18 protein-coding genes and 1 pseudogene are annotated in these 19690 nt (G+C 66.6%); 11 read left to right on the top strand and 8 right to left on the bottom strand.

The window, feature by feature from the left end; all coding sequences use genetic code 11:
• Window positions 1-13 precede the first annotated feature (13 nt).
• The 3 genes from NVV90_RS18570 to NVV90_RS18560 form a co-directional block, all read right to left on the bottom strand.
• On the bottom strand, window positions 14-715 hold the full coding sequence (locus NVV90_RS18570; RefSeq protein ID WP_258438714.1) for a hypothetical protein: 702 nt from the start codon (window positions 713-715) through the stop codon (window positions 14-16).
• Window positions 716-763: 48 nt separating this feature from the next.
• A complete protein-coding gene (locus tag NVV90_RS18565; RefSeq protein WP_258438713.1) occupies window positions 764-1741 on the bottom strand; it encodes a YdeI/OmpD-associated family protein in 978 nt (325 codons plus the stop codon).
• 69 nt (window positions 1742-1810) lie between these two features.
• Window positions 1811-2746: an NAD-dependent epimerase/dehydratase family protein gene (locus NVV90_RS18560; protein ID WP_258441234.1), complete on the bottom strand. Its 936-nt coding sequence runs from the start codon at window positions 2744-2746 to the stop codon at window positions 1811-1813.
• A 142-nt stretch (window positions 2747-2888) separates the two neighbouring features.
• On the opposite strand from NVV90_RS18560, the gene NVV90_RS18555 reads away from it, so the two are divergent.
• From NVV90_RS18555 to NVV90_RS18520, 8 genes are all read left to right on the top strand, one after another.
• Window positions 2889-3641, top strand: coding sequence for a TetR/AcrR family transcriptional regulator (locus NVV90_RS18555; protein ID WP_258438712.1), 753 nt, complete (start codon window positions 2889-2891; stop codon window positions 3639-3641).
• Window positions 3642-3650: 9 nt separating this feature from the next.
• Window positions 3651-4448, top strand: coding sequence for an oxygenase MpaB family protein (locus NVV90_RS18550; RefSeq protein ID WP_258438711.1), 798 nt, complete (start codon window positions 3651-3653; stop codon window positions 4446-4448).
• 284 nt (window positions 4449-4732) lie between these two features.
• The gene (locus tag NVV90_RS18545; protein WP_258438710.1) at window positions 4733-5383 is read left to right on the top strand and encodes a Pr6Pr family membrane protein; all 651 of its coding nucleotides are present in this window, start codon (window positions 4733-4735) and stop codon (window positions 5381-5383) included.
• A gap of 166 nt (window positions 5384-5549) precedes the next feature.
• Complete coding sequence (locus NVV90_RS18540) at window positions 5550-6344, top strand: DUF817 domain-containing protein (RefSeq protein WP_258438709.1); 795 nt, start codon at window positions 5550-5552, stop codon at window positions 6342-6344.
• Window positions 6345-6602: 258 nt separating this feature from the next.
• Entirely contained in the window at window positions 6603-8477 is a 1875-nt protein-coding gene (dnaK, locus tag NVV90_RS18535; RefSeq protein ID WP_258438708.1) for a molecular chaperone DnaK, read from the top strand.
• A 2-nt stretch (window positions 8478-8479) separates the two neighbouring features.
• Window positions 8480-9118 (top strand): nucleotide exchange factor GrpE, encoded by a 639-nt coding sequence (locus tag NVV90_RS18530; protein WP_258438707.1) that lies wholly within the window; start codon window positions 8480-8482, stop codon window positions 9116-9118.
• A gap of 238 nt (window positions 9119-9356) precedes the next feature.
• Complete coding sequence (locus tag NVV90_RS18525) at window positions 9357-10328, top strand: DnaJ C-terminal domain-containing protein (RefSeq protein WP_258438705.1); 972 nt, start codon at window positions 9357-9359, stop codon at window positions 10326-10328.
• Window positions 10329-10338: 10 nt separating this feature from the next.
• Window positions 10339-10776: a heat shock protein transcriptional repressor HspR gene (locus NVV90_RS18520; RefSeq protein ID WP_258438703.1), complete on the top strand. Its 438-nt coding sequence runs from the start codon at window positions 10339-10341 to the stop codon at window positions 10774-10776.
• A 17-nt stretch (window positions 10777-10793) separates the two neighbouring features.
• On the opposite strand, the gene NVV90_RS18515 is transcribed toward NVV90_RS18520, so the two are convergent.
• Complete coding sequence (locus tag NVV90_RS18515) at window positions 10794-13025, bottom strand: CotH kinase family protein (RefSeq protein WP_258438702.1); 2232 nt, start codon at window positions 13023-13025, stop codon at window positions 10794-10796.
• A gap of 187 nt (window positions 13026-13212) precedes the next feature.
• On the opposite strand from NVV90_RS18515, the pseudogene NVV90_RS18510 reads away from it, so the two are divergent.
• Window positions 13213-13381, top strand: a pseudogene (locus NVV90_RS18510) (heat-shock protein); the annotation flags it as partial.
• A gap of 34 nt (window positions 13382-13415) precedes the next feature.
• Here the strand turns inward: NVV90_RS18510 and NVV90_RS18505 are convergent.
• The 3 genes from NVV90_RS18505 to NVV90_RS18495 form a co-directional block, all read right to left on the bottom strand.
• A complete protein-coding gene (locus tag NVV90_RS18505; RefSeq protein ID WP_258438701.1) occupies window positions 13416-13814 on the bottom strand; it encodes a nuclear transport factor 2 family protein in 399 nt (132 codons plus the stop codon).
• 66 nt (window positions 13815-13880) lie between these two features.
• Window positions 13881-14510, bottom strand: a complete 630-nt coding sequence (locus tag NVV90_RS18500) for a CG0192-related protein (RefSeq protein WP_258438700.1) — start codon at window positions 14508-14510, stop codon at window positions 13881-13883.
• A gap of 184 nt (window positions 14511-14694) precedes the next feature.
• On the bottom strand, window positions 14695-15330 hold the full coding sequence (locus NVV90_RS18495) for a TetR/AcrR family transcriptional regulator (protein ID WP_258438699.1): 636 nt from the start codon (window positions 15328-15330) through the stop codon (window positions 14695-14697).
• Window positions 15331-15431: 101 nt separating this feature from the next.
• Here NVV90_RS18495 and NVV90_RS18490 point away from each other — a divergent pair, with 101 nt between their 5' ends.
• Together NVV90_RS18490 and NVV90_RS18485 are read left to right on the top strand one after the other, a co-directional pair.
• Complete coding sequence (locus NVV90_RS18490; RefSeq protein ID WP_258438698.1) at window positions 15432-16475, top strand: agmatine/peptidylarginine deiminase; 1044 nt, start codon at window positions 15432-15434, stop codon at window positions 16473-16475.
• On the top strand, window positions 16475-18205 hold the full coding sequence (locus tag NVV90_RS18485; protein WP_258438697.1) for an amidase: 1731 nt from the start codon (window positions 16475-16477) through the stop codon (window positions 18203-18205). Before NVV90_RS18490 ends, NVV90_RS18485 begins: the two co-directional genes overlap by 1 nt.
• Window positions 18206-18257: 52 nt before the next feature.
• Here the strand turns inward: NVV90_RS18485 and NVV90_RS18480 are convergent, their stop codons facing one another.
• Window positions 18258-19688 carry an aromatic acid/H+ symport family MFS transporter gene (locus NVV90_RS18480; protein ID WP_258438696.1) on the bottom strand — a complete coding sequence of 477 codons (1431 nt, stop codon included), beginning with the start codon at window positions 19686-19688 and terminating at the stop codon, window positions 18258-18260.
• Window positions 19689-19690: the final 2 nt, after the last annotated feature.

The raw sequence follows: 19690 nt of genomic DNA, 5'->3' as shown, positions 1-19690 counted from the left end.
GGTGCGCTCCTTTTCATTCCCACCGGATGATGACCGGGAGGCTGCTGGTGCTGGCCGAGACTTCACGTTCGGTGCCGCGGACTGCCACGGCAAAATGCTGGATTTCGTCCGCCGAGGCCAGGACCTCGAAGTGACCGGTGGCGTCGCTCACGACGGCGGTGGCGGACGAATGGGCGCGGATGTAGGCATCGGGGATGCCCTTGTTGTGGACGTCCACCAGCCGGCCGTGGAGGCGCCGGGCTGTGACGGTGGTGGCGATCAGCGGCTCGAGCACGGGCGGGCCGGAGGGCTCGTCGAAGCGCAGGGCCACGGGGATGCGGACCAGGAAGCCCAGGCCCTGGCGGACATTCGGTTCGTATTCGCCGGGCTGGAATTCGCCGCTGGACACCACCGAATACTGGCTGTTGCGTTCCACGGCCAGCAGCAGTTTCTCCATGTTGTCCAGCTGCTTGGGGCCGTGGCATTCGACGGCGACCCTCAGCTCCAGGTCCAGCACGGGACCCTCCCGGCGGGACCTGCCCACCCTGTTCAGGGCGACGGCATGGACGGTGACGGGTGCCTCAGGGGTCCCGGGTTCCGGGGTCCCGGGTGCGGGATCGGCAGGGCCGGTCTCCGAGGTGCCGGCGGAACCGTCGTCGAAACGGACACGCTCAGGGGACACGGCGTCGGACAGCACTCCGAGCAGCTCGGTCAACGATGAACGTACAAATCCCACGGTGACACCCCAGTCCAAGGTGGTCCACTAGAGCCGATGTGCTCTAGATTACTCCCGCACCGGCCTGCGAGTCACTGGGGCCTCAGGAATAACTCCATTCGATTGATGATTAGGGCTGGAGACGGGGGACGTGACGTCCTGGCGCCCCACCGCATAGGCCTCGCGCAGCCAGCCTTCAAGTTCGCCGTCAACGTCCGAGGGGTCCAGGAGCCGGACCGTGTGGATGTGAGTGCGCGGCGTCAGGGTTTCGATTCTGTGGAACCTCTCGGATTCCACGCGGCGTGTCAGCCAGAACTCCACGTCGAGCCAGCGCTTCCTGGGCACGGCCCCGGCGAACCGGACCCGGACCATGAAGGCGACTCGGTCCTGGTGGGGCACCAGGATGACCGGGCCGATGGATTCGATCGCGTGGCGGACCAGATCGAAGAGTTGGCGGACGTGGTCCGGCTTGCTGCGGAACGGATCGTCGAGCGAGTGCTGCTGGCAGGAGTGGTACATGTTCGGCGTGACAAACTTGCGGCCGCACGATGGGCATGTCCACAACGCCCGCTTGGCGCGGGGGCTGGGCGGCGGCACATCCCTGCCGAGGGACTGGGCCACAGTCTGTTCGATCCTGTGCGCCCGCGTGCCTGGCGTCCGCGCATCTTCAAGGAACCGGATGAGTTCGCGCCGGTGCGCGGCGGGAAGCCGGTCCCATGCCTGCCGGGCCCCGGCAGCATCGTTCAGGGCCGAGGCCAAATCTTCGGGCGGCCTGGCCTGGTGCGGCGCCAGTGGCAGGATGTCCAGGGTGGCGGTATCACCCACTTTCACGCCGGACGCGGCCCGCAGCCCTCCGGGTACGTACAGGACATGGCCGCTGGGCTTGACCGGCATCAGCGTCGCGTTGAACTCAACGCCGTCAAGCCGTCCGGTGACCCGGATGCGTCCGCTTGCCGCGAAGGGCTGAAGCTCTTCACTGACCCTGACGGGAACATCGACGCAGGGATTTGGTCCCCTAAAATGCACCGTCGCGGTGAAGCTGACCATGCTGCCATTGTCCCGCCGTCGACGCCGGCCGTGCCAGGGTCCCGCGGCGCCGCCCAACGCAACGGGCGCTCAGTGCGCCGTTGCGGGTTCCCGCTCCAGCCACCACCCCACGGTCGCGGCGGCGGCTTCGTCCAGCGGCGTCGGTTCCAGCCCGAGTTTCTCCTGGCTGGCCGAGGAGTCCATCACGAAGGGCCGCTCGAACTGGTACAGCAACTCCGCGAGTTCGCGCATGTCCGCGGAAAACAGCCCCGTCGCCCGCATTAGCCAGCCGGGGATGGCGCCGACTTTCGGGGCGGGCTTGCCCGCTGAGCTGGCGAGAGCCGTAGCCAATTCCCGCATGGTGAGCGGCGCGCCGCTGGGTGCATGCAGCACCTGGTTCCAGAGCCCCGGTAGCTGCGCAGCCTTGACCATGGCGGCGGCCAGGTCCGGGACATAGGTAAAGGCGTGGGGCTGCGTGGCGCTTCCCACAGCCTGGACTGCCTTGCCCTCGAGGATCCGCGGGACGAGCCGTTCCCCGGCGTGCGCCATCAGCACCCGCGGCCCGAAGAAGTCGCCTGCCACCACGCTGACGGTGTCGGCGGCGTGCGCCCCGCGGGCACGGAGCAGTTCGGTGCGGACACCGCGCTTGCCGCCGCTTGCCTCCCGCGGGCTGCTTTCGGTCATGGTCCGGTCCGGCTCGCTGTAGGAGTAGAGGCTTTCGGGAAAGACGACGACGGCGCGCGCGGCCGCCGCTGCATCCATCACCGCCTGCTCGGCCCGGGGGAGTTCGGCGCGCCAGGCCTTGGCGGAGTAGGCCGAGCCATGGATGCAGTGGAACACGGCGGCGGCGCCGGCGAAGGCCCCGCTGAGCTGCGCAGGGTCCGAGACGTCGGTCCTGCGGCGTTCAATACGGGGATGCTCCGGGCCGGATCCCGAGCGGGTGAGGATGCGGACCTCGTGGCCCTGTTCGGCGAGCTGCTCGGCAACGGTCCAGCCGACGGGGCCGGCTCCGGTGACAATGTACATGGTGGGCATGGTGTGCTCTCTTTCGGAAGTTCAGGGTTAGAGAGCGGTGCTCTCTCAATTCAGGATGATCCCGCGTTCGGCTTAAGTCAAGAGCACTGCTCTTCTTTGTTGACGGCGCTCTCTCTTGTGGCAAGCTGGGTCCATGAATCCCGCAGCTCCGCCCGCCGACGCAGCCCCACCCGCCAAGCCCCAAACGCCGCGCGAGCGTGCCCGCACGCAGACGGTCGCCGACATCGTCCGGCTGGGCCGCCAGCACCTGGCGCTCCACGGGGCCGCGGCACTGTCCCTGCGGGCCGTCGCCCGGGACCTCGGCGTCGTCTCCTCGGCGGTCTACCGCTATGTGGAAAGCCGCGACGAACTCCTGACGCTCCTGCTCATCGATGCCTACAACGAGCTGGGCGACGAGGTGGACGCCGCCATCGATGCCCTTCCCGAGGAGGATTTCGCCGGGCGGTTCCGCGCGCTGGGCCGCGCTGTTCGTGGCTGGGCCCTGCGCGAGCCGGCCAGCTACGCGCTGCTCTTCGGCAGCCCGGTCCCCGGATACCAGGCCCCCGGTGAGCGGACCACCGTGCCCGGCACGCGCGTCGTCTACCGCCTGGTGGGCAACTTCGACGCGGCCTACCGGACCGGTGCGCTCACCGCGCAGGCGGCTCCCGCCGTCGTCGTTCCTCCTGCGCTGGCCGAGAACCTGAACGCGATCCGCTCGGAACTGGGGCTTGCGGTCCCCGAGGCCTCCGTGGCCCGCGGCGTGCTGGCGTGGACCTCGGTGTTCGGGGCGATCAGCTTCGAGGTGTTCGGCCAGTACGGACGCGACACCTTCTCCGCCCGCGATGAACTGTTCGAGCACCAGCTCGGTGTCCTGGCGGAAGTCGTTGGGCTAACCTCCGGACGGTAAAGTATCCAAATGGTTCGTGGACTGGCTGACATCGGTGCGGAGGGCGTCCTGCTCGCCGGGGCCGGGCGCGCCATCTTGCTCCAGATCGCCGATCCGGCCGTGGGCCACGGCGTCGCCGAGCACAGCAATTTCGCCGAGCGCCCGCTGGACCGGCTGCGTGCCACCATGACGTATGTGTACGCGGTGGTCTACGGTTCCGAGGAGCAGTTGGCGGCCGTGCGCCGCGCCGTGAACCGCGCCCACGCCCCCGTCCGGCGCGAGGCCGATGCCGAGTCCGCCGGCTACAACGCCTTCGACGGGCAGTCCCAGCTGTGGGTGGTGGCCACCCTCTACGACACCGCCGTCACGGTCTACGAAAAAATCCACGGAACGCTCGACGACGACGCCGCCGACCGCGTTTACCGCGAGTATGCGCAGATTGGCACGGCCCTGCAGTTGCCCGCCGAGCTGTGGCCCGCCGACCGGGCGGCCTTCGCCCAGTACTGGGACGCGCGCATTCAAACGCTCATGCCGGACGCCGCCGCCAGGCGGGTGGCGCGGGATCTGCTCGAGCCCGCCGCGGGGCCCGTCCTGTTGCGCTTGTTGATGCCGCTGGCCCGCTTCCTCACCGCAGGACTCCTGCCGGAACACCTCCGCGCGGGCTTTGGGCTTGCTTGGGGCAACCGGCACAACCGGCGCTTCGAGCGCACCATGCGGGCCCTCGCGGCCGTCTATCCCCGGCTGCCGCAGCGGATCCGGCACTGGCCCAAGAACCACTACCTCGGGCAGCTCGTGACGGCCGGCGCCGGGGCCGGCCAGAAGGCCTGAAGGACACCCTGTCTGAACGGCTGGTCACGGCACGCCGGCACAAGATGGGCCACGCCGCGTTCCTTGTGCTGCTCCTCGCGGACGAGCTGGCACTCCGGGATTCCCACACCCGAAGCGACACGGTGGTCTCACATCGCTGGCAAGCGACATATGACCGATATCGTGTGGACCATGAATCCTAGATTGGCACGTGTCTGGCACGTGTCTGGCACGCGGCCACCGCGGCGTGCGTCGCCGTCGGTGTGACCGTTTACTTCGTATTGAACTGGCAGAACCATATGCCGGTGGTGGCAGAGACGGGCGAGCTGTTCCAGCGGTTCGGCGGGAGCCCACTCGGCCGCGGCCTGAACATCTTCGCTTTCTTCACCGTCCAGTCGAACCTGATCGTGGGCGTCACGAGCCTGTTGCTCGCCATCAATCCGAACAGGTCCTCGACCGTGTTCTCGGCGTTCAGACTGGCCGGGCTGGTCGGGATCACGGTCACTGGCGTTGTCTTCCATGTCACGCTCAGCGGCCTGTTTGAGCTGGACACCTGGGCCAAGGGCTCCGACCGGCTGATGCACTTCGTGGTGCCGATCATGGCCGTGGTCGGGTGGCTGGTGTTCGGCCCACGCGGCCTGGTTTCATCGCGGGTCGTGAAACTGGCGGTCCTGTTCCCCCTCGCCTTCATGCTCTTCACGATTATTCGTGGCCCATTGGCGTCGGACTGGTACCCCTACCCGTTCGCTAACGTGAAGGCCCTCGGGTACCCGCGGGTGATCATCAACGGCGTGTGGATCAGCCTGCTGTTCGCCGCCCTCTGCGCTGCGGTGGCATGGCTGGACAAGCGCCTGCCCACCAAGAAGACGCCCACTCCCCAAGCGGTGGTGTCGGATGAAGCACCGCACGCCGACGGCCCCAAAGTGGATCGGCCTGGGATTCGTTCCGTGCTTTGATCAATAATGGAGCTGATGGCTACTAAGGACACGCCGGTCCTTCGTGAGTGGGCCCTGCGGATGCCTACGGAAGCGCGCCCGGATCGCCCGAACCTGACGACTGCGATCCGGCGCGTCCCTTTGCTGCTCGGCATGGGGTGAGTCTTCCATATCTGTCAATCTGCGATTGGGATCGCGCAGGCTCACCGAGTTCGGGGTATTCGGGCTGAAGCAGGCCTGGGCCTGCATTTTCGGGGCCGCCCTGCTCGCCGTGATCCTTGCCGCGCGCCTTTGGTACCCGGACAGCGCCGGGCTGGCTAGGAACGACTCTCTCACCCTGGCCGCCGTCGCCATCCAGATCATCTTGGTGGCCACCAGGCTGGAAACCCTCCGGGAACTCCGGGTGATCGTGCTGTTCCACCTGGTGGGGACGGCCATGGAACTGTTCAAGACCGATGTGGGCTCGTGGAGCTACGAGGCCGAAGGCGTCCTGCGCATCGGCGCCGTGCCGCTCTTCAGCGGCTTCATGTACGCGGCGGTCGGCTCCTACATGGTGCGCGTCTACCGGCTTTTCGATCTGCGTTTCGCCCGGTATCCGCGGCGGTGGGTCACGGCGGTCCTCGCGGCGGCCATCTACGTCAACTTCTTCAGCCACCACTACATCGCCGACGCCCGCTGGGTGCTGCTGGCTGCCGTCGCGCTCGTCTTTGGCCGCTGCGTCATGCACTTCCGAGTGTTCCGGAGCCGCTTCCGGATGCCGCTGGTGCTGTCGTTCCTGCTGGTGGCGCTGTTCATCTGGATTGCCGAGAACATCGCCACGTGGTCGCATGCCTGGCTGTACCCGAGCCAGCAGGCCGGCTGGCACCTCGTGTCAGTGGACAAGCTGGGCGCCTGGTTCCTGCTGATGATCATCTCCGTGGTGCTCGTGGCCTGGGTCTACAAGCCGGTCCCGCCTGAAGCGGACGGGTCTGCCTCCGCCTGACGGAACACCCGCCGTCGGGCGTTCACGCTGGGCGAAATCGCCCGGAAAGCCCGCAATCAAGCGGATCCCGGGACCGTGAAATTCAAAGTTGAGCGGACTTGACTCAACTTTGAATTGACATCGATCCGACCCCGAGTACAGTTGAGTGCAGAACGCTCAACTAGCCGATTGTTGAGTGGTCCCCGGATCCGGAACCCGCCCTGCGGGCCCTGCTGACGGGGGAAATCTCCAGCATCGGCCATTGAAAGGAAACAACATATGTCACGCGCAGTAGGTATCGACCTCGGAACCACCAACTCCGTGGTTTCTGTTCTTGAAGGTGGCGAGCCCACCGTCATCGCCAACGCCGAAGGCGGCCGCACCACGCCCTCCGTCGTTGCATTCTCCAAGTCCGGCGAAGTCCTGGTCGGCGAAATCGCCAAGCGCCAGGCCGTCAACAACATCGACCGCACCATTGCCTCCGTCAAGCGCCACATGGGCACCGACTGGAGCGTCGCCGTCGACGACAAGAAGTACACGCCGCAGGAAATCTCCGCGCGCATCCTCATGAAGCTTAAGAACGACGCCGAGAGCTACCTCGGCGAAAAGGTCACCGACGCTGTGATCACCGTTCCGGCCTACTTCAACGACGCCGAGCGCCAGGCCACCAAGGAAGCCGGTGAAATCGCGGGCCTCAAGGTCCTGCGCATCGTCAACGAGCCCACCGCGGCTGCACTGGCCTACGGCCTGGACAAGGGCAAGGAAGACGAGCTCATTCTGGTCTTCGACCTCGGCGGCGGAACCTTCGACGTTTCCCTCCTTGAGGTCGGCAAGGACGAAGACAACTTCTCCACCATTCAGGTCCGCGCCACGGCCGGCGACAACCGCCTCGGCGGCGACGACTGGGACCAGCGTGTTGTCGACTTCCTGCTGAACCAGCTCAAGGTCAAGGGCATCGACCTGTCCAAGGACAAGATCGCCCTCCAGCGCCTCCGCGAAGCAGCGGAGCAGGCCAAGAAGGAACTCTCCTCCTCCACCAGCACCAACATCTCCCTCCAGTACCTCTCCGTCACCCCCGACGGCCCGGTCCACCTGGACGAGCAGCTGACCCGCGCCAAGTTCCAGGACCTCACCAAGGACCTGCTGGAGCGCACCAAGAAGCCGTTCCACGACGTCATCGCCGAGACCGGCATCAAGCTGTCCGAGATCGACCACATCGTGCTGGTGGGCGGCTCCACCCGCATGCCGGCCGTCTACGAGCTCGTCAAGGAACTGGCCGGCGGCAAGGAGCCCAACAAGGGCGTCAACCCGGACGAGGTTGTGGCCGTTGGCGCAGCCCTCCAGGCCGGTGTGCTGAAGGGCGAGCGCAAGGACGTCCTGCTGATCGACGTCACCCCGCTGTCCCTGGGCATCGAAACCAAGGGCGGCATCATGACGCACCTGATCGAGCGCAACACGGCCATCCCCACCAAGCGTTCCGAGACCTTCACCACCGCTGACGACAACCAGCCGTCCGTGGCCATCCAGGTCTTCCAGGGCGAGCGTGAATTCACCCGCGACAACAAGCCGCTGGGCACGTTCGAACTGACCGGCATCGCCCCGGCACCCCGCGGCGTTCCGCAGGTTGAGGTCACCTTCGACATCGACGCCAACGGCATCGTCCACGTCTCCGCAAAGGACAAGGGCACCGGCACCGAGCAGTCCATGACCATCACCGGCGGCACCGCACTCTCCAAGGACGACATCGACCGCATGGTCCGTGAAGCCGAAGAGCACGCAGCCGAGGACAAGGCGCGCCGCGAGGCCACCGATACCCGCAACTCCGCAGAGCAGCTCGCCTACTCCGTGGACAAGCTCATCGCCGAAAACGCCGACAAGCTGCCGGAAGAGGTCAAGACCGCGGTCAAGGCCGACGTCGACGCCCTCAAGGCCGCGCTGGAAGGCACCGACGACGCAGCAGTGAAGTCCGCCTTCGAGAAGCTGCAGGCTTCCCAGTCCAAGCTGGGCGAGGCCATCTACTCCCAGGCTGGTTCGCCGGACGGCGCAAGCAGCGCTGCGGGCGCCTCGGGTGCCCCCGCCGGTGACAAGGCTGCCGACGAGGACATCGTCGACGCCGAGATCATCGACGAAGACACCGCCGACGAGAAGAAGTAGCCATGCCTCACCACGGCAACGACGCAGAGCACCCTGAAGGCAACGAGCAGCACAAGCCCGTCATCCGGGACAACCGCAAGGTTGACCCGGAGACCGGGGCTGCCCGCCACCCGCACGGCGAAGCCGCGGCTTCTCCCGAGGGTGACGCCCTGTCCCAGGCTGAGGAAATCCTCAACGGGATGGAGGTCCCGGCCGAGGAAGCGGTGGCCCCGGGCGCCGCGGCTGAAGCCGAGGCAGCTGAGCTCCGCAACGACCTGCTCCGCCTGCAGGCCGAGTACGTCAACTACCGCAAGCGCGTGGAACGCGACCGCGCCGTGGCAGGGGAAATGGCCGTCATCGGCGTCCTGAACTCCCTGCTGACGGTGCTGGACGACATCGACGCCGCACGCCAGCACGGTGACCTCGAGGACGGCCCCTTCGCCGCGATCGCCACCAAGCTGGAGACCGCGCTGAAGACGTACGGCCTGGAGCGCATCGCGGAAACGGGCGTCGAATTCGATCCCACCATCCACGAGGCCCTCATCCAGCAGCCGGGCGCCGACGTCGAGGTTGATACGGTCAGCCAGGTGCTGCGTTCGGGCTACAAGTCCGGCGAGCGGGTCCTCCGCGCAGCACAGGTCATCGTCGCGGTTCCTGCGTAGCTGACGCGGTACCGCGAAGCGAGACAAGGGGCCCCGCCCCTACGCGTGGCGGCTTTTGTCCTACGGACTCAAGCCACCACGCTCCGGCAGGCCCGAAGCCACTCCCGGGCCCCTTGTCTCGCTCCGCTTCGGCGGTCGGGTCACCTGACAGGAATCCGATCATCCGCGACGGCGGTTATCTCACCTAAGGTGGGGTGAGCGCAGCAGCTGCTTATTTTTGATTTGAAAGGAAACGCCCTTGGCCAGCCAGGACTGGGTTGAGAAGGATTTCTACGCGATCCTTGGTGTCGCCAAGGACGCCTCTGACGCCGACATCAAGAAGGCGTACCGCAAGCTCGCGCGCCAGTACCACCCGGATACCAACTCCGGTGATGCGGCGGCCGAGAAGAAGTTCAAGGACATCTCCGAGGCGTACTCCGTGCTCTCCAGCGCCGAGGACCGCCAGCAGTACGACGCCATCCGGGCCATGGGCAGCGCTCGCTTTGCCCCGGGTGCTGGGCGCGGTGGAGCCGGCGCCAACGGCGGCTTCGAGGACCTCTTCGGCGGCCTGTTCGGCGGCGGTGGCCGGCAGCCGGCCGGTGCGGGCGGCCTCCCGCCCGAGTTCGCCGACCTGTTCGGCGGTGGGTTCGGTGGTGCCGGCCAGACAGGCTTCCAACGCGCCCCGCAGAAGGGCGCGGACCGCAACGCGTCCACCAGCATCTCCTTCGCCGGCTCCATCCGCGGCACCACGGTCAGCCTGCGTGAGGCCAACGGCAACGTCATCGACGTCAAGATCCCCGCGGGCATTAAGGACGGCCAGAAGGTCCGCCAGCGCGGCAAGGGCAATCCGGGCCCTGCTGGCAACGGCGACCTCATCATCACGGTGAGCGTCAAGTCCCACGATTTCTTCACCCGGACGGATGACAACATCCGTATCCATGTTCCGGTAACTTTCGCGGAAGCCGCCTTGGGTGCCAACATCCACGTGCCAACGCTCGACGGCGATACCGTCACCCTCCGCGTCCCGGCCGGCACGCCCTCCGGGCGCACGCTCCGGGTCAAGGGCCGCGGCGTCACTACGTCCAAGGCGACGGGCGACCTGCTGGTGACGATCGACGTCGCCGTCCCGCAGAACCTCAACAAGGAAGCGGAGGAGGCGGTCAAGGCGTTCGCCGCAGCCACCGCCGACGCCGATCCGCGCCACGACTTGGCCGCCAAGGCCCGGCTGTAGGGACGCCGTGATGGGCATCGACGCGTACGATCCGATCTTCGTCATCTCGATGGCGGCGGAGCTGGCCGACATGCATCCGCAGACGCTGCGCCAGTACGACCGGCTGGGCATCGTCTCGCCCAGCCGGGCCCCGGGCAAGTCGCGCCGCTACTCCCAGCACGATATCGATGTCCTGCGCGAGGTCCAGCGCCTCTCGCAGTCGGGCGTCTCGCTGGAAGGCATCAAGCGGATCCTGGAACTTGAGAACCAGGTGGCCGCGCTGAAGTACCGGGTGGCCGAGCTGACGGACGAACTGTCCCGCCGCCGGAGTCCTGCGGATGCCCGCATTTTCGCGGCGGGAGCGGCCGGCGACGTCGTCAGCCTGGCCCGCGGCCAGCGCCCGCGCGCGCGGTCCCAGGCCGTGGTGGTGTGGCGTCCGAAGCCACAGGGTGGGGCAAGTGAGCAGTAACGTGTGTCTTGCCTCGGTTATGCTCCCTTGGGTACCAGTTCTATTCTGATAGCTTCCATGCGCTTGGCGAGGCCCGTGGTGCCCGAGGTCTGCCCGTCGACGACCGGGGACTGCCAGCCTATGTCCTGCACGTGTGCTGCGTATCGAATGGTGTAGTGCGCCGCCAAGTCTCCGGTGAGCCTGATCTCAATGGCCTCCATCCGGAGGCCCTGGCCGACTGTGCCCGTGAAGTCAGGCGAGTCCGTCCATGCCGTCCAGCCGATATTCTGGACATGTGATCGGTACTCAAGGTTGCCAGCGTACTCTCCGCTGGATACCTGGGCCCGAAGTGCCTCCATCGCGATGCCGCGTCCTGTGGTTCCTGCGACGGCCCCGTCCTGGACCTCGGGCATCCACCCGATGTTCGCTACGTGTGCCCCGTAGGAGACCGACGACCCCGAGTTGGCGGGTTTTTCCGAGAGACGGATCTGGATTGCCTCGATCTGCAGGCTCTGTCCCGTTGTTCCGGCCAGGGCTCCGTTCTTGATCCAGGACATCCACCCAATGTTCTGCACATGCACCCGATACTCGATGTCGTACCGGGTAGCGAGCTGATCGGTAAGGGTGAACTCCACGGCTTCCAGTTGCAGGGAACGTCCTGTTGTTCCCAGCCTGGTATTTCCGTTTTGCCACGCGCTCCAACCGATGTTCTGCACGTGAGCCCGGCTGCGAATCGTGCCTGGGAACGGGCTGGACCCCAGTGAGATGTCGAGCGCTTCGGCTTGCAGGCCCCTGCCCGAGGTGCCCGCAATCTGACCGGATGTCATCGCGTTCTGCCAACCAATCTCCGCCACATGGGCGGCGTACTTCAGGACAGGCGTGTCTTTTCCGTAGACGGCCGCAAGGTGTCCGGCCTTTTCCGCCACCCAGTCGCGGAGGTACGCCACTTCGCCTTGCCAGCTGTCAGCCACCATCCGGGTGCCGGAAAAAATGGATGGCCTGCCGAGGACATTTGGCCAGCGTTCGAAGTTGGCTTCTGCCGAGGACGAGATCGCTGCCGCATTTGCATCGATCTTTGCAACGACGGCGTCCACTTTCGCCTGGAGTTGCTCTTCGTAGAATTTCGCAACGAGGGCAGCGAACTCCTCATTTCGGAACAGTTCGCCGAACCAGCCGTTGCCGCCGTCGCGTAGGAATTGGGCGTTCTTGATGTAGTCCTGCACAGGATCGCCGCCCAGGGACTCGGTGGTGTAGCTGGCGAACGCGCTGTCGAAGTCCCACACAGGTCCGGCATGCAACACATCATTTGTCCCGTCCCGCCAAAAGAAGACGCTGGACTGGGTGATCTCGGGATTGGCTCCGAGTTCTTGGACGAAGTGGTATTTGATAAACGATTCCACGTCGATCATGGAACTGATGGCAGCCCAGTCCTGGTCTGCGGCGTACAGTAGGGACTCAAATTCCTCGAGGTAGGCCTGGGTGTTCGCATAGGACTCTGCCAGCGCCGCGTCCAAGGGGGCCGCGACTTTCGCAACGGCGTCCTTGAGGACGAACAGCGTGTTGCTCCGGCTGGTGGTGAAGTGGAAGTCCTCGGCCAAGCCGTAGCTGTTGTCCAGCTCAAGCAGCAGTCCACCCGGATCGGCCAGCACCAGGCGGTTCTTCTTGACCTCTACCTTCTCGCTGAGCAGGTAGTTCCCCAGGTAGTCACCACCTATGGTCAGATCCACGAACCGGGAGTCTGGTGACGCAGGCAGCCCGAATTCGACAGCCAGGTCGTAGGCCGTTTTGTTTCGCAGCAACGATGCGTCCGCGTGGTTGGCCAGCAGGATCCACGTCTTCGCCGTTGGCAGTCCCAGCACGGGGGTGGTTGTATCGAACTTGATCTGGTAGGGCTTTTTCTCCAGGGCCCACGTGAAGTTGCCGCGGCTCTTGACGGACTCCAGCGTGACGTCGGTGAGGTTGTTGGCGGCATTGGACGGATCGACGATCGTTGCCAGGGAGTGCTGTTCCAGGGCCGGGTCCGCAGGAATGTCGTTCTTGGACCCATTGAGGTCAGCCAAGGTGTATCCCGGGGGCAGCTGGATGGAAAGGCTCGGGATATTCGTGATCGCCGCGGGTGATGGGCTCGGATCGGTAGTCGCGCTTGGTGAGGGCAGCACGGTTGGAGCAGCGACGCCGCCCGCAGGCACTGCGACCGCGCCTTCGGCGCCTGCCAGCAGCAGGGAACTGGCGAGGGCGAGGGCCGCCCACCGAGAACGAGCTTGTCCCATGGTGCACTCCCTAGCCTTGGAAAACCCTGCGGCTATATACAGCAGTAGTTCCATTCAAGGTTCGGGGGGGTGGTGAGTCACGAGTAGTGAGTACTCGTCTTTCGTTGGCTTCCGAGTTCCTGACTACTTGGACCCGCAGCGGTGTACTCGGTGGTTTCCCACGCACCGGCGGGGATCGAAGCAATGGCGCCCCTCGCAGTCGGGCGTCTCGCTCGAAGGCACTAAGCGGCTCCTGGAACTTGAGAACCAGGTGGCCGCGCTGAAGACGTCGTCAGCTGGCCCGCGGCCAGCGTCCGCGTGCGCGTTCCCAGGCCGTGGTGGTGTGGCGTCCGCGTCCGGGGGGCCCGCGGGCGTAGGGCTCCGTGTAGCTGCTGTCAGCTGGTCAGGCTGTCACCTGGTGACGGTGTCGGCGTGCCGATGTGCCACCTTCCATGCCCCGTCTTCGCGGCGATACACCTGCGTGGCCCGCAGGACATAGCTGCGGGGTTCCCCGTTGACGGAGACCGAGGTGTGCTCCAGACCCATCGTGTAGGCCATGTCGCCCACAACGTCATAGGACTGCACTTCGAACTCGTACGAGGTGCAGTCGGAGAAACCCTTTGCGAGGTCGGTGAAGAGATCGTTCAGTGCATGCTGCCCTAAGGCGTTTCGCCACGCACCCAGGACACTTACGGGTTCGTTGCGGGACCAGAGCGCCCGGCGTGGGGCCGAGTCGCCGTTGTGGAGGGCCAGTTCTGCGTGGTGCAGCTCGGACGTGACCCAGGCCAGGAATTCATTGCGGTCGGTCATACCTCAGTATGCTCTTGGCCCAACCTCCGGCGCAGCCCTCCTGAGCAGATGGGGAGGAGGGCAGAGCTAGCGTCGAAGCGAGGCCAATTCCACCGGCGTTTCCTGTCCGGCCCAGATGCCGCGCAGGGCAGGACCTTCCGAGGGCTGCCGGCCGAGGCCCAGGACCCGATTGACGAGCAAGGTGAGCTCCCCGGCGTCGATGGTGGTGACGCCGTTTTCGGTGACGGGAGCCTCCGGCGCCAAGGCGGGGACGCCGACGTCGGGCGTTCCACTGCCCTTCACGCTCACCGTGCTGGGGCGCGGCTCCAGCTTGCCGTCCGCCTGCACGAACTGCTCGGCCTGCTCCTGGCCCGTGAGAATGGCAGTGGCGAGGGCCGCGGCGTAGACGGGATCGGCACAGGCGTCGTAGACCCAGCGCTTGCCCAGGACCGAGTGGTCCGTGGTGCCCACCAGCCACGCTTCGGCGCCCGGAAGTGCGGCATCGCGGTAGCTCAGCGGGAGCTGGTAGATCCTGCCGCCGTGGGAAACCAGGTGGGTTTCCAGGCCGACTTCGCCGTCGGGATCGTCAAAGCGGTAGGCACCCACCAGCTCCGGCTGCGCGGAGTCGTCCTGGACGAACCAGGGCTGCAGCGGCAGGTGCTGCGCGATGAGTTCAAGCTTTGAGGGAGTCAGGGTTGCCTTGTGCAGAATCGCCATGGGCTCCAGCCTAGGGCAGTCCGGAGTCCGTTGGTGCCCCGTCCACGAATGCGGTCACCACAAGGAGCCCAACGCCCCGCCTGTGCACCATTGGTTCGAAGGCGCGAGCGTGAACCTGGTTCGCTGACGGCGCGCTGAGCCCTCGCTGACGCACCCGGCCCCGCCCCGCTGACGCACCCGCCCCCTAGGAACCCGGGTTGGGGGCAAGGGATCCCCGCGCCGCGCCGACCATGCCCTCCACCGCGCGGGCAAGGTGGGTGCCGCGATCGTTGACGCCGTCCCATCGGACCAGGGCCTGCGCGTTCAGGCCGTCCACCATTCCGAGGATCTGCCACGCGACGGCGGCGGCATCGGAAACGTCGAACGCTCCGGCCGCCACGCCGTCCTCCACCACTCCCTGGAAGACCTTCTGCCAGGCATCCATCTGCTCCCGGACCGAGGCGGCCAGGGCTTCGTTGCGGCGTCCCAGCGTCCAGGCTTCCACCCAGATGGCCGTGACGTCGAGCCTGCTGTTGTCCAGGAGCGTGTCCACCAGCAGCCCGAGCCGTTCCGAGGGGCCGGGGAGCTGGCTCAACAAGCCTGCAATCTCCCGTGTTTCCGCGGCCACGATGGTGGCGAACGTGCTTGACACGAGCGCGTCCATGTTGGGTTGGTAGTGCGCCACGAGGCCTGGGGCGACTCCCACGCGGGCGGCAACGTTGCGCAGCGTGAGTGCCATGAGGCCCGCCTCGAGTGCGATGTCGCGGGCGGCTTCGGTGATTTCTGCGGCGCGCTCTGCCGGTGACTTCCGGACCGCGCGCTTCTGTGGAGTGCTTGACATTACAGAACAGTCTAGATTACCTTTTCAACATTGTTGATCGTGCGATCAACAAGCGAACGAATAAGCGCGTGAGCAAGCGTAAGAAGACGAAGGAGTCCCCCATGGCTTGGAGAATGCCGGCCGAAACCGCCCCGCACGAGCGCACCTGGATGGCGTTCCCCCGCACCGGCCTGACCCTCGGCGACGACGCCGCCTCGGCCGAAGAGGCATACGCGGCCTGGACCGCCGTCGCCCACGCCGTGGCCGAATTCGAACCCGTCACCATGGTGGTGGACCCGAGCGAGCGCCAGCGCGCTGCCCGCATGCTCGGCAGCGACATCGAACAGGTCGAGGCGCCGCTGGATGAGTTCTGGATGCGCGACGTCGGACCCACCTTTGTGCTGGACGACGAACGTCCCGGCGTGCTTGGCGCGGTGGACTGGATCTTCAACGGCTGGGGCGCCCCGGCATGGTCCGAATGGCAGAAGAGCGCCGGACTGGCCCGCTTCATCGCCGAAGAATCCGGCGCGGAGCTGGTCAGTTCGCTGCTGGTCAACGAGGGCGGCGCCATCCATGTGGACGGCGAAGGCACCGTTCTGGTCACCGAAACGGTGCAGCTGGACCCGGGCCGGAACCCCTACGCGGACAAGGCGGCCGTTGAGGCCGAACTCTCGCGCACCATCGGCGCCAGCAAAGTCATTTGGGTGCCACGCGGCCTCACCCGCGACTACGAGGACCTGGGCACCCGCGGCCACATCGACATGGTGGCCACCCTGCCCGCTCCCGGCCGCATCCTGCTGCACTCCCAGACCAACCCGGAGCACCCGGACTACGAGGTCAGCCGAACCCTGCAGTCATTCCTGGAAGCCCAGACTGACGCGGCGGGCAAGCCGCTCGAGATCGTGCCGCTGCCGGCCCCGGAGACTCTGCGCGACGAGGAAGGCTTCGTGGACTGGAGCTACGTCAACCACCTGGTGGTCAACGGTGGCGTCATTGCCTGCGGTTACGGCGAAGAACGTGCCGACTCGCTCGCCGCCGAGATCCTGGCCGAGGCCTACCCTGGCCGCCGTGTAGTGACCGTGGACGCCCGGCCCATCCTGGCCCGCGGCGGCGGCATCCACTGCATCACGCAGCAGCAGCCCAAACTCGGTGGGGGTGCAGCGTAATGCCCCGCTTCGACGTCGTCGAGGCCTCCATCGCGCAACTGCGCGAGGCCCTGGAAGCCGGCGCGGTGACCAGCGAGGAACTCACCCGGGCCTACCTGGACCGCATCGAGGCCTATGACCTTAACGGCATCAAGCTCAACGCGATGGTGGTCATGAATCCCCAGGCCCTGGCCGATGCCCGCGCCTCGGATGCGCGCCGGGCCCAGGGCGCCCCGCGGGGTCCGCTGGACGGCATCCCCTACACGGCGAAAGACAGCTACCTGGCCAAGGGCCTCACGGCCGCGGCCGGTTCGCCCGCCTTTGAGCACCTGGTGGCGCAGCGTGATGCCTTCACCATCGAGCGCCTGCGGGACGCCGGCGCGGTGCTGATCGGCCTCACCAACATGCCGCCGATGGCCAACGGCGGCATGCAGCGTGGCGTGTACGGACGGGCCGAAAGCCCGTACAACGCCGACTTCCTGACGGCGGCGTTCGGTTCCGGTTCCTCCAACGGTTCCGGCACCGCGACGGCGGCAAGCTTCGGTGCCTTTGGCCTGGGCGAGGAGACCTGGTCCAGTGGGCGCGCACCGGCGTCGAACAATGCTCTATGCGCCTACACGCCCTCGCGAGGGGTCATCTCGGTGCGCGGCAACTGGCCGCTGGTGCCCACCATGGACGTTGTGGTGCCGCACACGCGGACCATGGCAGACCTGCTGGAACTGCTGGACGTGGTCGTGGCCGACGACGCCGAAACCCGCGGCGACTTCTGGCGCGCGCAGCCGTGGGTTCAGATCCCCAAATCGTCCGAGGTCCGGCCGGCGTCGTACCTTGCGCTGGCACCGGCAGACGCCGACGGCGGACGGGCGGCTTTGCGGGGTAAGCGCTTCGGAGTGCCGCGCATGTACATCAATGCGGACCCCGAGGCCGGCACCAGCGATGAGCCGGGCATCGGCGGACCCACCGGGCAGCGCATCGAGACGCGGGCTTCCGTGATCGAGCTCTGGGAGGCCGCGAAGCGTGACCTTGAAGCTGCCGGCGCCGAGGTGGTGCTGGTGGACTTCCCGGTGGTCTCCAACTACGAGGGCGACCGCCCCGGGGCACCCACCATCGCGACCCGCGGCTTGGTCAGCCCCGAGTACCTCAAACGCGAAATCGTGGACCTTTCCTCCTGGGCGTGGGACGACTTCCTGCGCGCCAACGGCGATCCGGCGCTCAACAGCCTCGCCGACGTGGATGGCGCAGCGATCTTCCCGCACCCGGAAGGAGCTCTCCCGGACCGCTACCGGGGGTTCGACGACGACATCGCCGAGTACCCGGAACACGTCCGCGAGCACGGTGTTTCCCGGTTCACCGAGATCCCGGAGCTGGAAAACGGGCTGCGTGGCCTGGAGGAGACAAGGCGCGTCGACCTTGAGGAATGGATGGACGGGCTTGGACTGGACGCCGTCCTGTTCCCGGCCTCGGCCGACGTCGGGCCCGCCGATGTGGACGTCAACCCGGCTTCCGCTGACCTCGGCTGGCGCAACGGCGTGTGGGTGGCCAACGGCAACCTCGTCCCTCGGCACCTCGGCATCCCCACGGTCACCGTGCCGATGGGCACCATGGCCGACATCTGCATGCCCGTGGGCCTGACATTTGCGGGTCGCGCGTACGACGACACGGCCCTGCTGACGCTTGCCGCCGCCTTCGAAGCGACCGGCTCGCGCCGCACCGCGCCACCCCGGACACCGGCGCTCCAGCCGTTTGCATGACAGAGGCGGGGCGGACACCTCGGTGCCCGCCCCGCCTCTGTAGTAGGGCGCTCTAGCGGACGCCAGCCTTCTGGTTCTCGCCCTCCGCGTCGCCGTCGAGCACGTCGCTCTCATACGCGCGGCTTGCCAGCCCGCCGCCCCCAGCCACGGACGCGGGAGCGGCGTCCTCGGTGCGGCGCTTCGGAATCATCGCCACGGCACCTGCCGCGAGCACGGCGATGCCGGCGAAGATGGCGAAGTTGTACTCGAACGGCAGCTTCGAACCGGCAATCCAGCCGCCGATCAAAGGCCCGGAGATGGCGCCCAGGCGGGCGAAGCTCAGGGCCCAGCCCGTGGCCGTACCGCGGATCTTGGCCGGGTAGTAGTCGGCGATGTAGCCCGTCAGGACAAGCGACGTGGAGATGGATCCGACGCCGGCAAAGGCCACGAACAGCAGGTTGACCACCATGGTGTTGGGGAAGACGAGCAGCATGATGCCCAGGCCGCCCAGGATGTAGAACACCACCAGGATGAGCTTCTTGCCGTACTTGTCGGCCGCGCGCCCCAGGATCAGGCCGCCAATCGCAGAGGCAAGGCTGAAGACCAACAGGAAGGTCAGTGACGAGCCAAGATCGTAGCCGGCCTTCTTCATGATGCTCGGCAGCCAGGTGTTGAGGCCGTAGACGAGGACCAGGCCGCAGAACAGCGAGATCCAGAAGAAGACCGTGGATTGCAGGTACTTCCGCGAGAACATGGTGGTGATGGTCCTCCACCATGGCTCCGCCGCCTGCGAGCCAGGACCGCCCTGGGCTGCCGGAGCAGCCGGGACAACCGGCACGTAGTCGTCGATCTTCAGCCTGGACGCCAGCGAGCGGGCCTCCGCCTTCCGTCCCTTCGACTCGAGGTATTCGAGCGACTCCGGGAGGAACTTCCAGATGATGGGCAGCAGCACGATCGGCGCTGCGCCGATGGCGATGACGGCGCGCCATCCACCGGTGGGAAGCACGAACAGTGCGGCGAGCGCGGCCGAAACGATGCCCAGCGAGTACCCGGAATACATGAGGCCGTAGTTGAACGAGCGCTTGTTCGGGGCCGAGTATTCAATGGTGAGGGCCGCCGCGACAGGGATGACTCCGCCCATGCCCAGGCCACCGATGAGGCGGAAGAGGCCGAACAACTCGGGCGTCGGCGCCCACGCTGCACCCGCCTGGGTGAGCGTGAAGATCACCATGGACGCCAGGAGCATCTTCTTGCGGCCCACCAGGTCGCTGAGGGTGCCGATGAACAGGGCTCCGATGAGCATGCCGATCAAGGCATATGAACCGAGTCCGCCAAGCTGCAACGGGCTCAGGTTCCATTCCTTGTACTCGGCAAGCGCGGGGAGCACCGCACCCAGCACGCCGACGTCGTAGCCTTCGGCGAGGATCGCCAGCCAGCAGCAGAACAACACCAAGCCGGTGGTCCGCGTGGGCACTTTCCAGTCGTTGACCGGAGCGTTGGCCATGG

Source organism: Arthrobacter sp. CJ23, from assembly GCF_024741795.1.
Classification (GTDB): domain Bacteria; phylum Actinomycetota; class Actinomycetes; order Actinomycetales; family Micrococcaceae; genus Arthrobacter.
Note: the sequence above shows the minus strand (reverse complement) of the source record. Positions and strands in the feature narration are given on the sequence as shown.

Bases quoted from the DNA above. Each gene is read 5' to 3' on its own strand.
- NVV90_RS18565 (WP_258438713.1), bottom strand. From the start codon at position 1,741: ATGGTCAGCTTCACCGCGACGGTGCATTTTAGGGGACCAAATCCCTGC.
- NVV90_RS18490 (WP_258438698.1), top strand. From the start codon at position 15,432: ATGGCTTGGAGAATGCCGGCCGAAACCGCCCCGCACGAGCGCACCTGG.
- NVV90_RS18520 (WP_258438703.1), top strand. From the start codon at position 10,339: ATGGGCATCGACGCGTACGATCCGATCTTCGTCATCTCGATGGCGGCG.
- NVV90_RS18515 (WP_258438702.1), bottom strand. From the start codon at position 13,025: ATGGGACAAGCTCGTTCTCGGTGGGCGGCCCTCGCCCTCGCCAGTTCC.
- NVV90_RS18530 (WP_258438707.1), top strand. From the start codon at position 8,480: ATGCCTCACCACGGCAACGACGCAGAGCACCCTGAAGGCAACGAGCAG.
- dnaK (WP_258438708.1), top strand. From the start codon at position 6,603: ATGTCACGCGCAGTAGGTATCGACCTCGGAACCACCAACTCCGTGGTT.
- NVV90_RS18495 (WP_258438699.1), bottom strand. From the start codon at position 15,330: ATGTCAAGCACTCCACAGAAGCGCGCGGTCCGGAAGTCACCGGCAGAG.
- NVV90_RS18555 (WP_258438712.1), top strand. From the start codon at position 2,889: ATGAATCCCGCAGCTCCGCCCGCCGACGCAGCCCCACCCGCCAAGCCC.
- NVV90_RS18505 (WP_258438701.1), bottom strand. From the start codon at position 13,814: ATGACCGACCGCAATGAATTCCTGGCCTGGGTCACGTCCGAGCTGCAC.
- NVV90_RS18480 (WP_258438696.1), bottom strand. From the start codon at position 19,688: ATGGCCAACGCTCCGGTCAACGACTGGAAAGTGCCCACGCGGACCACC.
- NVV90_RS18485 (WP_258438697.1), top strand. From the start codon at position 16,475: ATGCCCCGCTTCGACGTCGTCGAGGCCTCCATCGCGCAACTGCGCGAG.
- NVV90_RS18560 (WP_258441234.1), bottom strand. From the start codon at position 2,746: ATGTACATTGTCACCGGAGCCGGCCCCGTCGGCTGGACCGTTGCCGAG.
- NVV90_RS18500 (WP_258438700.1), bottom strand. From the start codon at position 14,510: ATGGCGATTCTGCACAAGGCAACCCTGACTCCCTCAAAGCTTGAACTC.
- NVV90_RS18550 (WP_258438711.1), top strand. From the start codon at position 3,651: ATGGTTCGTGGACTGGCTGACATCGGTGCGGAGGGCGTCCTGCTCGCC.